At 71.8% G+C, this 15999-nt stretch carries 14 protein-coding genes and 1 pseudogene; all 15 read right to left on the reverse strand.

The genetic code is table 11. The annotated features are described in order from the left end of the window. Positions 1-353: 353 nt before the first annotated feature. The gene (locus ACWIF2_RS11250) at positions 354-830 is read right to left on the reverse strand and encodes a flavin reductase family protein (RefSeq protein ID WP_454359878.1); all 477 of its coding nucleotides are present in this window, start codon (positions 828-830) and stop codon (positions 354-356) included. Between the two features lie 95 nt (positions 831-925). Continuing rightward, complete coding sequence (locus ACWIF2_RS11255) at positions 926-2035, reverse strand: LLM class flavin-dependent oxidoreductase (RefSeq protein ID WP_189722831.1); 1110 nt, start codon at positions 2033-2035, stop codon at positions 926-928. Between the two features lie 58 nt (positions 2036-2093). After that, the gene (locus ACWIF2_RS11260; RefSeq protein ID WP_454359879.1) at positions 2094-3359 is read right to left on the reverse strand and encodes an ATP-grasp domain-containing protein; all 1266 of its coding nucleotides are present in this window, start codon (positions 3357-3359) and stop codon (positions 2094-2096) included. Beyond that, the gene (locus tag ACWIF2_RS11265; protein WP_454359880.1) at positions 3356-4621 is read right to left on the reverse strand and encodes an aminotransferase-like domain-containing protein; all 1266 of its coding nucleotides are present in this window, start codon (positions 4619-4621) and stop codon (positions 3356-3358) included. Before ACWIF2_RS11265 ends, ACWIF2_RS11260 begins: the two co-directional genes overlap by 4 nt. 142 nt (positions 4622-4763) lie before the next feature. Further along, positions 4764-5066, reverse strand: coding sequence for a YciI family protein (locus ACWIF2_RS11270; protein ID WP_454359881.1), 303 nt, complete (start codon positions 5064-5066; stop codon positions 4764-4766). A gap of 46 nt (positions 5067-5112) precedes the next feature. Then, complete coding sequence (locus ACWIF2_RS11275; protein WP_454359882.1) at positions 5113-5868, reverse strand: SDR family NAD(P)-dependent oxidoreductase; 756 nt, start codon at positions 5866-5868, stop codon at positions 5113-5115. A gap of 30 nt (positions 5869-5898) precedes the next feature. Then, positions 5899-7158: an MFS transporter gene (locus ACWIF2_RS11280; protein WP_454359883.1), complete on the reverse strand. Its 1260-nt coding sequence runs from the start codon at positions 7156-7158 to the stop codon at positions 5899-5901. 350 nt (positions 7159-7508) lie between these two features. Beyond that, a pseudogene (locus tag ACWIF2_RS11285) lies at positions 7509-8621 on the reverse strand (IS701 family transposase); the annotation flags it as partial. 141 nt (positions 8622-8762) lie between these two features. Continuing rightward, positions 8763-9947 carry a hypothetical protein gene (locus tag ACWIF2_RS11290; protein WP_454359884.1) on the reverse strand — a complete coding sequence of 395 codons (1185 nt, stop codon included), beginning with the start codon at positions 9945-9947 and terminating at the stop codon, positions 8763-8765. A 35-nt stretch (positions 9948-9982) separates the two neighbouring features. After that, a complete protein-coding gene (locus ACWIF2_RS11295) occupies positions 9983-10870 on the reverse strand; it encodes an FAH family protein (RefSeq protein WP_454359885.1) in 888 nt (295 codons plus the stop codon). Positions 10871-10942: 72 nt separating this feature from the next. Continuing rightward, positions 10943-12088: an enolase C-terminal domain-like protein gene (locus ACWIF2_RS11300; protein ID WP_454359886.1), complete on the reverse strand. Its 1146-nt coding sequence runs from the start codon at positions 12086-12088 to the stop codon at positions 10943-10945. Further along, a complete protein-coding gene (locus tag ACWIF2_RS11305; protein ID WP_454359887.1) occupies positions 12078-12959 on the reverse strand; it encodes an alpha/beta hydrolase in 882 nt (293 codons plus the stop codon). The genes ACWIF2_RS11300 and ACWIF2_RS11305 overlap by 11 nt, the downstream gene beginning before the upstream one ends. 42 nt (positions 12960-13001) lie before the next feature. Beyond that, on the reverse strand, positions 13002-14675 hold the full coding sequence (locus ACWIF2_RS11310; RefSeq protein WP_454359888.1) for a GH3 family domain-containing protein: 1674 nt from the start codon (positions 14673-14675) through the stop codon (positions 13002-13004). 159 nt (positions 14676-14834) lie between these two features. Then, entirely contained in the window at positions 14835-15029 is a 195-nt protein-coding gene (locus ACWIF2_RS11315; protein ID WP_382489640.1) for a hypothetical protein, read from the reverse strand. Then, positions 15026-15712, reverse strand: a complete 687-nt coding sequence (locus ACWIF2_RS11320; RefSeq protein WP_454359889.1) for a hypothetical protein — start codon at positions 15710-15712, stop codon at positions 15026-15028. The genes ACWIF2_RS11315 and ACWIF2_RS11320 overlap by 4 nt, the downstream gene beginning before the upstream one ends. Positions 15713-15999 lie beyond the last annotated feature (287 nt).

The following is a 15999-nucleotide window of genomic DNA, read 5'->3' on the forward strand; positions in this document are numbered from 1 at the left end:
GTGCTGGTGCTGGACCGTAGCGACGGGCTGGCGTGTGCGATGGCTGGGTCCGGTGCTGGTGCTGGACCGTGGCGATGGCTTGGCCTGTGCAATGGCTGGTGCTGGACCGTAGCGACGGCCTGGCCTGTGCGACGGCTGGATCCGGCGCCGCAGCTGGACCCTAACCACGGCCAGGACCCGTACCCGCGGCCAGGACCCGTACCCACGGCCAGGGGCCGTACCCGCGGCTGGACCGGTGGCGGTGCTGGGCTGTTGCCGGTCCCCGGGGCGGCACCGGAGGGAGCTGCTCCGGGGGCCCGTCCGGCCGTGTCCGAGGGGGTGTCCCCGAGGATCCAGGGAGGGAGAGAGGCGGGTCAGGCCGCTGCCAGGGCCGTGAAGCGGCCGGCGTGGAAGACCAGGGGGCCCGCCTCGGCCGTCAGGGCGCCTTCCAGGGCCTCGGCGATGACCAGTTCGTGGTCGCCCGCCGGATGGAGCGTGGTGATACGGCAGTCCAGCCAGCCGAGACCGTCGGCGGGAATGGGGTGCCCGGCCCGGGTCGTGGACCAGGCGCCCGCGGCGAAGCGGTCGGCGCCCTTGGCGCTGAACAGCCGGCACAGCTCCGCGTGCTGGTCGCCGAGGATCGTGACCGCGAAGGAGCCGGCCTCGCGGATCGCGGGCCAGGTCGAGGACGTGTCCGCGGCGCACAGGGCGACCAGCGGCGGGGTGAGGGAGACGGAGGTGAAGGAGTTGACCGCCATGCCCTTGGGGCCTTCGGCCGTGTCGGCGGTGACCAGTACCACTCCCGTGGTGAACCGGCCGAGTATGTCGCGGAACGAGCGTTGCTCCAGCATGAGTTCTTTCCGATCGGTGGGACGCACGGCCGGGCCGACGGAACGGCCCGACCTGGCGTGACATACGGAGGGCTCGGCGAGGACGCTCCCTCGCGCTACTTCTTCCGGCTGGCGATCGCGAAGTCCACCGCCTCCTGCGGACGGGCCGCCGAGCCGTTGATGCGGGGGGCGACATGGCGGGCCAGCAGTTCCATGCTGCGGTTGGTCTTCTCCCAGGACGTCCAGTCGGCGACGTAGACGAGCAGCGTGCCGAAGCCGCCGGTGATCTCGTGCAGCCGCTCGATGCCGGCGACCACGTCGTCCACCGAGCCGACGAGCGCGCCGCCCGCCTCGACCCGGGCCTCCAGCGCCCTCTCGCGCGGCACGTCGGGGCTGAGGACCTCACGGCCGGCCGCCTTGCCGAAGTACTCGAACAGCCAGCGGTCGTAGCCCTCGCGGACGTCCGCGTACGCCTCCTCACGGGTCTCGGCCACATGCACCGGCAGCGCGATACGCCACTTGTCGCGGTCCAGGGTCTGCCCGTGCTCGGCGGCGGCCTCCTCCGCGTACTTCCACTGGTGGGCCAGGTTGATGTGCGCGGGGGCGCCCGGCGTGAGGAGCGCGAAGGGCAGCGCGAACGAGGTCATGCTCAGCCCGTACTGGCCGATCAGGCGCGGGCTGGACTGCGAGGTGCCGGAGGTCGCGACCGCGACCTCGATGCCCTGCGGGCTGAAGCGCGGCAGCTGGAGCTTGGCGTCGCGCAGGTCGAACCAGTCCGTCTGCTGGGTGATCCGCTCGTCGCCGTTGACCAGCTCCAGGACCGTCGGCAGGGCCTCCTCCAGGCGGCGGCGCTGCACCGGCTGCTCCAGGCCGAACATCTTCGCGTCGAAGGGCACGCCCGGGCCGACGCCCAGGATGTACCGGCCGCGGGTGAGGTGGTCGAGGTGGACCGCCCGGCTCGCCACATGGAAGGGGTGGTGGCCGGAGAGCGGGACGACGCCGTGGGCCAGCTTGATCTGGGTGGTGCGCTGGGAGGCGGCGGCTATCAGCGTCTCGGGCGCCCCGACCAGGCCCCAGCCCAGCGTGTGGTGCTCGCCGAACCACGCCTCGTCGAAGTTGAGGTCGTCGACGTACTCGACGAGGTCCAGGTTGCGGCGGATCGCGAGGTGCGGGTCCTGGCCGGTCTCGTGGACGGGGGACAGGAAGAGACCGATACGGCTGTGCATGACAGACCTCCGGGAAGCAAGTAGAGAGAACAAAGGCAGGGCAGGGAGTGAGTGGGGGTCAGGCGACCCGGTACACCGCGTCCTTGAGCGCGCGGACCTTCTCGTAGCCGGCCGTCAGGGCCGTCTCGTCCGGTGCCGTGAGGAAGACCCGCATCGAGCTGGTCAGCAGATCGACCGTGGGCCTGATCCGGGCGCCGGGCGCGTACTTGACCGTCGCGAGGAAGACGCTCTCCAGGGCGCGGATCTCCGCCACGGCCGTCTCGTCGACGGTGTCGACGACACCGTCGAGTTCGGTCGGGGTGTTGTAGACGACGGCGGGCCGCAGCCTCCGGTACGTCCGGCCGGCGTACTCCGCGAGGAACTCCTCGGGCCGGGTGTACGCCTGCGCGGTGAGCGCCGCCTGGTTGTGGCCGAGGCACACGTCGTGGAAGGGGGCGTTGATGTTGCCGTTGAGGCGGGTGGCGATCTCGACCAGGACGGGGCCCTCGTCGGTGACGATGACCTCGGCGTGGGCCGGCCCCCAGGCGACGCCGAGGGCGGCGAGGACCTCGTCGACGTACGAGGTGAGTTCGGCGACCACCGGGTTGTCGTCCGGGTCGGCGAGGAGGTCGCGGTTGTAGATGTTCTTGCCGGACGGCAGCAGCGTCTTCTCGTACTCCCAGACCCCGCAGACATACCGCTCGCCGCCGCAGCTCACGGTGTCGACGATGTACTCGGTGCCCTTGAGGTAGGACTGCACGAGGATCTCGGTGTTGGCGAGGCCGAACATGTTCGGGGCGTCGAGGACGCTCCGGGCGGCGGCGCGGACCGCGTCGGGGCCGTCGCAGACGAAGACGCCGTCGGAGGCCGCCGAGCTGAGCGGTTTGACGACCACCGGGTAACTGCCGTGCTCCTCGGCCCAGTCGACCGCCGCGTCCGGGTCGTCGGTCTTGAGCTGCCGCGCGCAGCGCACCCCGGCGCGGCGCAGCGTCTCGATCATCTCGTACTTGTCGCGGCGGGCCGGGGACAGCGCCGAGCCGTTGGAGGGGACGCCGACGGCCTCGCTCAGCCGGTCGGCGAGCGGCACGGACGACTCCTGGCCGGCGATCACGCACACCGGGTCGAGGGCGCGCAGCCGCTCGACGAGGGCGTCCTCGTCGCCGTGTCCGGCGATGTTCTCCCGGTAGGCGGTGAGGTCCGGCGGTGCCATCGCCGGGATCAGCTCCGGGGTGGACTGGACGTGCACGACGTCCGTGCCGTACGCGGCGAAGGCGGCGGGGTAGAAGTTGCCGGCGGAGTAGCCGTCGACGATCACCGCCACGGGGCGCGTGGGAGTGCTGCTCATGAGGTGGCCTCCGGTTCTGACGTGGTCTCGGACTCGATGAAGCGGGCCAGGCGGGCGATGCCCTCGCGGATCGCGGCGGGGGTGAGGTTGCTGAAGCCGAGGCGCAGGGCGCGTTCGCCGCTGCCGTCGAGGTGGAACATGCGCATCGGCGCCCAGCTGACGGCGTAGTCGCGGGCCGACCGTTCCATGGCGACGAGGTCGGCCTCGAAGGGCACCTCGACGACCAGGAAGAAACCGCCGCGCGGCCGGTTCCAGCGCACGCCGTGCTCGGCGTACCGCTCGGGCGGGAAGTGCTCGGCGAGGGCGTCGAGGGTGGCGGCGAGCCGCTCCTGGTAGACGGCGGCCAGATCGCGGGTGGCGGAGCGCAGGTCGTAGTCGGCGTCGACGAGGATGCCGCCGATGGCGGCCTGGGAGAGCGAGGACGAGCCGACCGTGAACATCGCCTTGGCCTTGGAGAGTTCCTGGGCGAGGGTGCGCCGGGTGCCGTCGTCGCCGACGACCTCCCGGTCACCGACCAGATAGCCGAGGCGGGCGCCCGGGAACGCGGACTTGGCGAAGGAGCCGAGGTAGACGACGTCACCGCGGGTGTCCAGGGCCTTGAGCGTCGGCAGCCTCTCCTCGTCGTTCGCGAAGAGCCCGTACGGGTTGTCCTCCAGGATGGTGAACCCCTCCTCGGCGGCCAGCTCGAGCAGCCGCCGCCGGGCCTGAAGGGGTACGACCGTGCCGGACGGGTTGGAGAAGTCGGGGACCAGGTAGAGCGCGGCGGGCCGCTTGCCCTCGGCACGCACGGCACGCACGGCGGCGGCCACGGCCTCCGGTTCGAGCCCGTTGGGCCCCTCGGTGATGCCCTTGACCGGAATGTCGAGCATGCGGGCGGCGCCGCGAATGCCGACGTACGCCGGGGACACGGACAGCAGCACGTCGTCGGGCGACCGGAACAGCCCCCGCAGGGCGACGAGCGCCGCCTCCTGGAAGCCATGCGTGATCATGATCGCCTCGGGCGCGACATCGATGTCCTCGTCCTTGGCGAGCATGCGGGCGACCTCTTCCTGGATGAACCCGTTGACGGGTCCGTACTGGAAGTGCAGCCGGGTGACGCGCTGCTCGGGCACCCCCTGCTCCCGCAGGTGCGCGATGTACCGGTCGACGTAGTACGAGAGCTTCGCGAGGTTGTGCGTGCCGTCGTGGGGCGCCCCCGACGAGAACGACAGCGCCTCGGGGAACTTCATCGCCGTCTCACTGAGCAGCCGCATCGAGTCCATGCCCGGATCGACGATCCCAGCGTGCAGGGCCTCTCGGCGCAGGGGGGTGGGGGTTTGCTGAACTGGCGTCACGAGCACGTCAGTCGGTCCTTTCGGGGAGGCTTGCTTCATTACGGGAAGGGGCGGGGGCGAAAGCCCGGGCTCAGGCCGCGGCCTTCTCCGCCGCGGCGGCCCACGTGCCCTTGCCCGGCGCCCACTGCCGGATACGAACCCGGGAGACGATGCCCCCCTTGACGTAGGGCTCGGCGTCCAGGACCTCCTGGAGGCGGTCGCGGTCCTCGGCCTCGTAGATCAGCAGGCCACCGTTGATGTCCTGGAGCGGCCCGGCCAGCAGCAGTACGCCGCTGTCGGTGAGGGCCCGCAGATAGTCGGTGTGGGCGGGGTGCAGATGCTCCCGGCCGGCGCGGTCGACGTTGTACTCGAACTCGACGACGAACTTCGCCATGGATACCTCCGGTGTCGCGATGGGGGGGGCGGGCGAGGGGCGGGACTCACATGTAGATGCCGCCGTTGATGTCGATGACGGACCCGGTCGAGTAGCCGGCGCTCTCGGAGCAGAGGTGCAGCACGCTGCCGACGGCCTCGGCGACGGTGCCGTAGCGGCCCATCGGCAGCTTGGCCAGGACGGCCCGCTGCTGCTCCGGGTCGCGCCGCTCGAACGCCCCGGCGACCCGCTCGGTGGCGATGGGCCCGTGGGCGACGACGTTGACGACGACCCCGGTCGGGGCCAGCTCGAACGCCAGCTGCTTGGTCATGCCGATGACGGCGGCCTTGGCGGCGACGTACGCGGCGTTGTTGAAGCGGCTGTACGTACGGCCGCCCGCCGAGGCGAAGTTGACGATGCGGCCGTAGCCGTCGGCGGCCATGCGCGGGGCGCACACCTTGACCGCGATCCAACTGCTGACCACGTTCTCCAGGAAGGACTCGTCGAAGTGGTCGGTGGTGAGGTCGGCGTAGCCGATCACGCGGGTGTCGCCGCCGACGCCGTTGACGAGGATGGACGGGGCGAACCGGTCCACGACGTCGGTCAGTTGGCGTTCGGCCGCCGGGATGTCGGTGATGTCACCGACGACGGTCTCGACCTTGGTGATCCGTCCGAGCTCCTCGGCGAGCCGGCCGACGGCCTCGGCGTCCCGGTCGAACAGGACCAGCGTGTGGCCCTCCTCGGCGAGCTCGCGGGAGACCTCCTTGAGGATGCCGCCGGCGGCGCCGACGAGGAGTGCGGTGCGGGGAGTGGGTGCGGGCATGGTGGGTCACCTTGTCTCTCGGGTCGGGCTTTACGGGGCGGTTGCTCGGGCGGTGGTGACGGACTCGGGGTCGGGGTCGAGATCGGAGTCGGGGCCGGAGCCGGGCTTGGTCACGAACCCGGCCAGCCGGGGCAGCAGGGCGAAGCCGGCCGTCACCGCGAGCCCCAGGCCGAGGACGGACATCCACAGCGCCCCGTAGCCGTGGGAGTGCGCCAGGGCGAGTCCGGCGGGACCGCCGACGACGAACGCCGCGTTCCAGGCGAAGAAGTACGAGCCCTGGTAGGTGCCGCTGCGTCCGGCCGGGGCCCGGTCGGCGATGAAGGTGGCGGACATCGGGGCCCACAGCACCTCGCCGAGCGTCCATACGACGGTGGCGATCGTGAAGGACACCATGCCGCCGGCGAGGGCGTTGCCGCCGAAGCCGAGGGCCATGAACACGGCCGCCAGGATCAGCGGGACGTGGGCGCGCAGCCCGCCGACCAGACGGGGCACGAGCGGGAGCAGCAGCACGGACAGTACGGCGTTGACGGCGAGGACGAAGCCGATGTCCCCGGTGGTCAGCCCGCTGGCCCGCATGTCGAGCGGCAACGCGGAGTTGACCTGGAGGTAGATGCAGGCCAGCAGGAAGGTCAGGAGGAGGAAGGCGACCAGGACGGGGGTCCGGAAGGGTTCGGCGATCCCGCGTGCGGCCGCCTTGAGGGCCGCCGCGGCCCCGGCGGGCCGGTCGGCGCCCTGCGCGGGCGGCGGATCGGCGGGCACCGCGAAGACGAGGGCCGCGTAGACGAGGCTGGAGGCCGCCCAGACGACGAAGAGGGCAGGGGGGCTGACCTCGAGCAGGAAGCCGGAGAAGACGGGGCTCAGCGACATGCCGATGTTGAAGCCGACGAGGAAGAGGCTGTACGCCTTCGAGAACTGCTCCTGCGGAACGATCGCGGAGATCAGCCCGGCCCCGGCCGGCCGGTCGACGGACGACAGGAACCCGGTGATCAGCGACAGCGCGCACAGGGCGACGACGTTCTCGGCGACGGCGAAGAGCAGGGCCATCGCGGCCGTGACCGGCTGGGCGGCGATGATGGTGCGACGCGGCCCGATCAGATCGGCGACCGCCCCACCTACCAGCCCGGACAGCACGACACCGGCACCGAAGAGCCCGACGACGAGCGGGGTCGTGCCCGGGGCGACGAGCCCGTCCTGCTCCATGTAGAGCACGAGGAAGGCGGGGGCGAGCGTCCCGAGCCGGCTGACGGTCTGCCCGAACCACAACAACCAGAACGCTTTGGGAAGGGCCATCAGGATTCCGTTCGTATCGGGGTGGGGAGCGGGTGCGCGGGGGATGGTGCGGTGGGTCTCGCGGCTGCCGGTACCGGTCCTGGGGGCGCGGAGAACCGGGCCGGGGGTGAGGGGGGCCGCGCCGATGAGGTCGCGTCAGCTTCCGTGAGAGCAGTTCGTGGATAGGCCCGCGCCGATGTCTCAGCCGTCCGCGCCGGAGCGGCTGGGGCTCGCCCGGGTGCCGTGAGCGCCCGGGCCTGGGCCCCGGCGGCGCGCCCCGGTGCCGTGCCGGCCCGTCCGCCTGTGGTCGAAGTCCGTGCCCGGTGCGGCGGGCGGGCGGTGCGCGGCCGGGGCGACGCGTGGGCCGGGGTGCCGGGCCGCGCCGGGGCGGCGGAGCCCAGCGTGCTGTAGGCGAAGGCGGCGGAGACCAGGGTCTTGTGGTGGTGCCAGCCGGCGTACGAGCGCCCCTCGAAGGCGCGCAGACCGAAGTCGTCGGCCAGCCGCTCCACCGTGTCGACGGCACCCGCGTGCAGCCGCGCCAGCGCCAGCACCTCGCGCGGCGACCTGTCCACGAGATCCGTGAGCCAGATCCGTCCGCCGCCGGACTCGCCGATCAGCCGGAGGGCGACGGGGATGCCGGGGAGGCGGACCACCCCCGTCGCCACTCGCGCCGGGTGGTCCGTGAGGAGGCTCCGCGCGGTCACACCACCGGCGTCCGCACCGGACCCGGCACGGGGGCCGGGCCCGGCGAGGGCCGCGCGGTCCGGGTGCACCACAAAGTCATCGGGTACGGCCACGACGAACCGCCGCCCCCGGCCGGCGAGCCCGCCCGCCAGCGCGGCGGTGTCCGCGAACCCGAGCAGGTCGGCGACGACCGGCACCCCGCCCGGGCCGGCCCCGTCCACCAGGTCCAGCGCCAGGGCGTCAGCCGACCCGGCGGCCGGAGCCGAGCCGTCCCGTCCGCGCGCCTCCGCGTCCTCGGCCCACCGCCCGGGCAGCAACAACCGCCAGTCGACCGGAACTGTCCCCTGCTCCACCGCGAGGAACGCCCCGATACCGACCTGGCAGTTGACCGTGCGTCCGTCGCGCGGGACGAAGCGGCGGTGCACTCCGCAGGAGCGGTCACCCCGCTTGGGCAGCACCGCCGTACCGATGACCAGGGCAAGCGGCCGGGACCGCCGTACGACCCAGTCGGCCAGGCGGGCGCGGACCGGCTCCCAGTCCCAGGGGCTGGCGTTGACGAACTGGTGCAGGGCCTGGGCCGCCGTGGCGGAGTCCGAGGCGGAGGCCGCGAGCCGGCGCACCGTCTTGCGACCCGGCGTCACGAGCAGGCCCCGCGTGTAGACATGGGCCCATCTGCGCTGGTCGGCACGGGGCAGCCGTTCGAAGATCTCCGCGATGAAGGCATCGAAGGCGCCTGAGGAGGAGCGGTGTGCGGAGGCTCCGCTCCGCCTGGGAGCCACCCTGGAAGACGCCGTCAGCATGACGCGTTCCCTTCCTCTGGACTGGGCGGGCCCCGCCGGTTCGAAGCCCGCCCTCAAAAAATAGAGAACGAACTCTTTGTTTTCAATTGAAGGCACCACTTCCAGCTACGACTTTGAGGAGTCCACACCCCCGCAGGGCTCTCACCTGCGGTTGAGCAAAAGCATGGCGTCGGTCAACTCCCGCTCCGCCACCGCCGCCCAAGGCCCGCCGACGGCCAGACCCACTGTCAACGCCCCCTTGAACGACGACAGATGCAGCGTGCCGTCGAGCGCCCCGGCCCCCCGGGCCGCCACGGTCCGGAACCCGGCGACCCTCCCCGCGTGCGGCCCGAGCGCGGTGTCCACCGAACCGGCGTCGGTCACCCGCAGCTCCGGCCCTCCGGCCCCCTCCGCCTCCCGTTCCACGGCCCGGCGGATCGCGGTGTGCGCCCGCCGCTCCGGGCGCCAGTCCCGCCCGGCCGAGCACAGCGCCTCGGCGTGGCCCCGGGCCCGGCCCACGAGGTCGCCCCCCGCACCCACGGCGTCGCGACCGGCGCCGCCCGCCCGCAGCCGCGCCCGCACCACGCCCAGCACACACCCGGGCTCGCTGATCAGCGCCCGCTCGGCGTAGCGCCGGCGCAGGGACACCGCATGGGCGACCGTGACCTCCCGGCGGCCGCTCTCCCGGGCGAACGCGTCGGCCAGCACGGTCCCGAGGTACCCGGCGACCGTCAACCGCCGCGCACCGCACCAGTCCCGCAGCCGCCGGGTCTCGTACGGACCGAGGGCGAGGGTCACACCCCCACCACCCTCACGGACCACCCCGGCCGGCCGCCCACGCCCCGGCCCTGTTCCTCCCCTGTGCGACGTCAGAGCCCGCCGGGCCGGCCCCGGCACGCACACCCCGCAGACCCCGCCGCTCTCGTAGGTCAGCTCGTCGGTGTCCGGCGGCAGCTCCTCCCCGGCACAGGCGCCCGGAACGCCGAACAGGGCGTCCAGCAGCGGCCGTACGAGACGCCCGACGGAGTAGCCGTCGCAGATCGCGGGGTGCAGGCTGAGGGAGAAACGGGTCGCCTCCTGCGAAGCCCGCCCGACCCGCAGCCCCCACAGCCGCTCACCCGCCGGCGACTCGGGCTCCCCTTGCCGGAACCACAGCCCCGCGCCCCCGGTGTCCTCAATCCGCAGCGACAGCAGCGGCAGCCTCCTCAGCCACAGCTCCACAGCCGCCGCCACCCGCTCCGGCGAGAACACGCCGTTCACCGTGAAGGACGTGGTGAGCCCGCCTCTGCCCCGCATCAGCGCATGGCTGTACGCGAACGTCGCCTCCGTGTCACTGAGCCTGCGCACCCCGACGACCGGGGCATGCCCCCGCCCACCGCCGCTCACGATCCCTCGCGCGCGGCGGCCGCGAGCGTCGGCGACGCACATCGCACGGTGTTCGACAGCGTGACCCCGTGGCTCGCGAAGTCCAGGGTGACGCGGTCGCGGTCGGCCATCCGGAAGCCGTCGTGGAAACTGCTGCGGTCGGCGCCGATGTAGACGTAGTGCACACGGCCGGGGGCGAGCAGGGCGTCGTAGGAGAACAGTTCGGACATGATGTCGTCGAGTCCGTAGTGCAGGGCCTTGGTGCCGGTGGTGAACTCGCCCCGCCAGCACGGCTCGCCGTCCCGCTCGATCGTGACGTGCCCGGTGACATGGCGCGGCGGTTCGTCGAGGAAGAGCCAGGGCGCGACGGCCGCGTCGCACAGCTTGGCGTACGAGAGGTGTCCCCGGTGGCGGCGGAAGCGGCCGATGTCGGTGAGGTCGTTGCCGAAGGTGTAGCCGACGTACCGGGGGACGCCGTCCGCGTCGGTGACGTAGACGAGGACGACCTCCGCCTCCTCGGTCAGCGCGACGGACCCGACCGGTGCGCGCAGCTCCTCCCCGGAGGTCCTCAGCACATCGCCGAGGCCCTTGAGGAACCAGTTCGGCTGGGACGGGGTGTCCGCGTCCACCTTGACGTTGTGGGTCTGCATGAAGCCGCCGACGACCGCGTCACCGAGCTGGTCGGGCAGCAGCGGCGGCCGGAAGGACACGGAGTCGCGTTCGCTCACGGGAACGGTCACCGTCTCGGAGGCGGCGAGGAGCACGGCGACGTCACCGCCCTCGGTGAGCAGCTTCCCGAGGTTCCGGTCCGTGAGCGGCGTGAGGCTCAACGGCTGGTCGTCCTTGGGCAGTCCGAGGCCGAAGTACCGTTCACCTCGGTAGGTGCATTCGAACAGTACGGTCATGGTGTTCCCGCCTTTCGGGCATGGGTGTGGTGCGGAATGTGGGTCGGTGAGGTGCGAGTGGGAAGGGCCGGCTCAGAAGTTCTTCACGGCCCAGCGCTCCGCGCTCGCGGCGAGGTCCATGCCCCAGCCGGTGCCGTCCGCGGGCGCCAGCGTGTTCGTGTGGCGGTCGACGGCCGGGGGCGGGGCGACGATCATCTCCGGGAAGAAGCGGTCGGACTGCCCGGCCTCGACGGTGAGCGCGTCCGGGTGGCCGAAGGCCAGTGCCCGGCCGGAGTTGATGAGCGGGCCCACCTCGGCGACCTGGACCCCGAACTGGAAGCGGACGCCGTTCTCCCGGGCGTAGGCGACGAGCCCGGCGGCCGGCAGCGGGCCCCCGTTCTTCGACACCCGGATGTTGAACGCGTCGCAGGCCCCGGACTCGACCGCCGTGCGGGCGTCTTGGGCCGTGCATACCGACTCGTCCAGCATGATCCGCAGCCCGCCGTCGCGGCGCAGCGCGCGCAGCGCCTCCCACGAGCCCTTGGGCAGCGGTTCCTCCACATAGTCGACGCCGGCCTCACGCAGCCGGTGGGCGTGGCCGACCGAGTTCTCGGGCGTCCAGCACATGTTGGCGTCGACCATGACCGGTACGTCGTCGCCGAGCTTGTCGCGGATCGTCCGGACGGTACGGGCGTCGTGCTCGATGTCGTCCGACGCCTTGATCTTCACGAAGTGGAAGGGCCCTCGGGTGGCGAGGAACTCCTCGGCTTCCAGGCTGAGGTCGAGCACCTGGGAGACGGGCAGCGACTCGCGCTCCTCCTCGGCCTCGCCCGGCAACAGCTCCCGCGCGCCCAGCCCGGACCGGCGCCCCAGCCAGTCGAGGACCGCCGTCTCCAGCAGGCAGAGCAGGTTGTTGCCGCCGTCGATCCCGAAGGTCCGCGCGAAGCCGTCCCGGTGGAGCAGCCCCAGCAGCTCTCGCGGATCCCGGCCGGTCAGCAGCGCGAACACCGCGTCGAAGTCGACCTGTTCCAGCGCCGTGCGCACACTCGTGGTGGTCTCCCCGGTGACGTACGACCGGGGCGCGCACTCGCCGATGCCGTCCACACCATCGGCCGAGAGCCTCAGGACCAGGCTGTCGGACGTACGGCGCCGGGCGGCGGGATGGTCGAACGGCGTCCGCATGGGCAGCTCGACGTGGTACAGCCGGGCCTGTCCGGCCCTCCCGGCCTCAGGCGCCACGGTTCACCCCCTGGAGCAGGGTGTACGTCGACGTCCAGTCGACCAGGTCGCCGCTGACGCCGGTGTAGAAGAGGTAGTGCTTGTCGGTGGGGAACTTCATGATCGAACCCCGTCCGGAGACCAGGTCCTGGAAGACGGAGTGCGCGGCGTCGAGGTCCACGATCGGGTCGGTCATCCCGGAGACGAAGGTCGCGGCGGGGACCGCCGGGCTCAGGCGTCCGCGCGTCAGATAGAGCCGCTCCAGTTCCAGCAGCACCGCCCGCGACCGCCGCGTCAACTGCCGTACCGCCAGATCGTCGTGGTCGATGAAGTGCTGGTACTTGACCTCGTCGGTGAAGTCACCGGCCTTCAGCCCCGCGTCCCACAGCTCCTCGCTCCCGCTCGCCGCGATGGCCTCGCGGGTGTCCGGATCGAGGGTCGCGTGCATCCGGCCGAGCCAGGACGAGCAGAACACGGCGGCGTCGTACGAGGTGGTGAACCCCTCGTACGCCATCAGCGCCGCCATGAAGGAGCCACCGAGGCAGTGCCCGAACAGGGACAGGGGCACGGTGTCGCCGATCATGTCCCGGACGAACGCGACGGCCTCCGCGTAGTCGCCGAGGACGGTGTCGACGTCCGGTATCTCGTGACGCGGCCCGGGGCTGATGCCGCTGCCGCGCCGGTCGAGGACGAAGAACGCGATGTCGTTGTCGGCGAACTGCGGGCCCACTTCCCACAGCCACCCGGCGTGGCTCTGCAGTCCGTGGAAGTAGAAGACGGCTCCCTTGATCTGCTCCGGCCGCCACAGGTGCAGTGCGAGCCGGGTGTCGCCGCAGGGCAGGTCGATGATCTCGCGGCGGGTGTTCTGCGGGGGCCTGAGGGTCTCCAGCATGGTCAGCTCTCCTTGATCGGTGGTGAGTGGGTGAGGGGGGTGTCAGTCGGCGAGGATCGCGTCGACGAAGTCGATGTCCTTCTGGAACGGCTTGTACTTGTACTGAGTGGCGTTGCCGCCCTGCCGCCGCGACTCGACGTACGCGGCGATCGCACCCTGCGCCACGGTCCGCACCCGGAGCGCGGCGAGCCGTCCGCTGTCCCGCTTCGAGGCGTACTCGATGTTGATGACGGACAGTTCGCGGTCGATCGCGGCGGACAGCACCCGGTCGAGGTCCGCTCCGGGTTCCGGTACCTCGACGACGACGGTGTAGGACGGCGGCTCGTCCCAGCGCGGCCCGCACATGTACAGCCCGGTGTCGAGCCCGCTGCCTTCGAGGCCCTGCCGGATGGCCTGGGTGACCTGGCCCTCGGTGATCTTCTCGCCGGTGAAGGAGTGGAAGACGCCGTCGCGGTGGGTGAAGTGGACCCAGGGGGTGCCGTCCGCGATGCGGTCCACGCGGTAGATGTCACCGGTCCACAGCCGGTAGAGGCCGTTCCCCTGGGACATGATCAGGTGGTAGTCGCGGCCCGCCTCGACCTCGTCGTACAGCAGCGTCTCGACCTTCTCGCCGGCGTCGAGGAGCGCGCCGAGCGGTACGTCGGCGGGGACGAACTCGAAGTACGCCTGGCTGATCGCGAGCGGCTGGCTCTCCAGGGTGTCGTCCACGGGGATGGTGGTGACGCCCTCGGTCCCGCAGCTCATGAACGGCAGCTTGGCGACACCGGGCAGCACGGCGTCCAGACGCGGCCGGTACAGCTCGGCGGAGGCCGACAGCCAGCAGCTGTACAGCGTCAGCGACGGCCAGAGGTCCACGAGGCTGAACTCGCCCTTGCCCAGGACTTGTTCGAGATGCAACGCGGCCTTCTCGTCGGGCTCGGTCCACGGCCTGCCCTGGAGAGTGCCCTCGCGCAGGTCGCGCACCAGCTCGGTGCCGTGCTCGGCGATCAGGTCGCGCAGCGAGACCAGGGTGCTGGGGTTGATCGCCGAGATGTAGTGCAGGTCCTTGCCGACGAGGTGCCGTACGCGGTGGTACATCCGCCCGGCGTGGCTGGTGGGCGTGTCGGGGCCGAACCAGGGCGACTCGTACCACGGCGGGTTCCAGTCCCGGCTGTTGATCTGCGGATGCCGGTTGCTGATCGCCTGGTGCTCGACGCCGTGCACGAAGTCGTACACGTCCTCGCGGACCGTCTGGGTGTCGAGGGTGGCGAAGGGGTGGGCGAGGATCTCGGGGTGGTGTTCCAGGTAGGTGCCCCACATCGCCTTCATCGCGGGGATGCGGTACTTGAGCAGCCAGTGCAGCGTGTACGGGACGCGCTTGGGGGTGCCCGTCGTGCCGCTGGTCTTGAGCCAGCGCAGTACGGGGCTGCACGACAGGATGCCGCCCTTGGTGCGGGTCTCCCGGTCGATCTGCTCGACGAAGTCGTTGTAGCGCATGATCGGCAGCACCGCCCGGAAGGTCTCCGGGGCGGTGGCGACGGCGTCGTAGCCCTGCTCCTTCCAGTGCAGCGAGGCGGCGCCGATGTCGATGAGGTCGTCGAGGACACGGGCCTGGGCGGCGCCGGGGTCCTTCAGATCGGCGAGCAGGTTCTCGCGGGCCCGGAAGCACTCCTCGACGAAGGGGTCGCGCCGGTCCTGCCAGTGCTGCTGCCACTGCGATGTCTGGTACGTCTCCATGGCTGTCTCTCCTCAAGGGCGGTGGTCGCGGCCCGTTTTCGGGCATGCCGAAGGGCCGCGCGGCGGTGGCCGAACGGTGGGGTGAGTTCTATGAGGTGCGGAGGTCTCTGAGGGTGGGCGGGTCTTCGGTGCGGGGGAGGGGCTTTACGGCGCGGGGAGTTACGCGCCGCTCTCCCCGGCCGCGAGCGCCGCCAGCTCGTTCAGGTCGTACAGGGCCTGGCGTTTGGTCCCGTACCGGGTGATCTTGCCGCGTCGGGCCCACTGGCGGATCGTGCCCTCGCGGACGCCGAGGGCGAGGGCGGCGAGCGAGGTGGGGACGCGTTTGCCGCGCGGGGCGCGCAGGTCGTCGTTCATGCCGACTCCTTGGTCTCGGGCGTTGACTGACGGTGATTCATGAGAAGCCACTGGCGTGGCGAGAGCACATGCCCCGCGCCGCACATCGGTCCGCGCAGCACCAGGTCGTCGCCGCCGCGCCCGGGGAGCGACACCTCCGCGTCGCAGCCCGGCTCCACGCACCGGCCGAGCGGTACGAGCTCGGGCTTGGGCGGCGCGACGACGAGCCGCAGGGCGGCGGCGGTGCGGGCGATCTCGTCGGCCGCCGGGCCCGCGGCCGGGTGGGCGGCCAGGAAGTCGATGTGCCGGCCGAGGAAGGCGGCCAGAGCGGGGACGGTCCGCTCCGGCGGGCATCCCGCGGCCGGGTCCTCGTCCAGGACGAGCCGGGCCCAGGAGGCCAGTCGTACGACGGCGTCGTGCCGGGCGTCCAGCGCCGCGTCGCTCACGGGCGGCGTGTCCGGCCGGTGGCCCGTGACCCGGGCGAGGCCCCCCTGCCGTGCCGGGAGTACGAGCCGCTGCTCGCTCTCGTGGTGGAGCGCGGGCAGGGCCGTCAGATCGGCCGCGAGGGCGCGTTTGCAGGGACCGCAGAGCCGGGCGCCGGGAGCGGCGGGCCTGCGTCGCAGACCGTCGGAACGGGCCGCACGGCGGCAGCGGTTCGACGCGCACTGTTCCGCGCCGGGATGAGAGGGGGTCGGGTCGGCCATGGTCACTGGTCGCCTCACCTTCAGGAGACAAGGAGATGCGGGGAAACGGAGAAACGGAGAAACGGAGAAACGGGGAAACGGGGAAACGGGGCGACGCGGCATCGGAACCGCGGAAAACAAAAAAGCGCCGCTCGACGGCGACGCGATGGCAGTGCGAAGGCTCCTGGAAGTGGGCAGACTGCCTCGCGAAAGAGTGTTACACGTCTGCCTCGTGGGCCGCAAGAGGCCACCGGAAAATATCCAACAAGTCTGTTCCGCCTGGTAGTTGGCCGCGCACAGACGACAGG

It is taken from the genome of Streptomyces sp. NPDC055506, assembly GCF_053643595.1.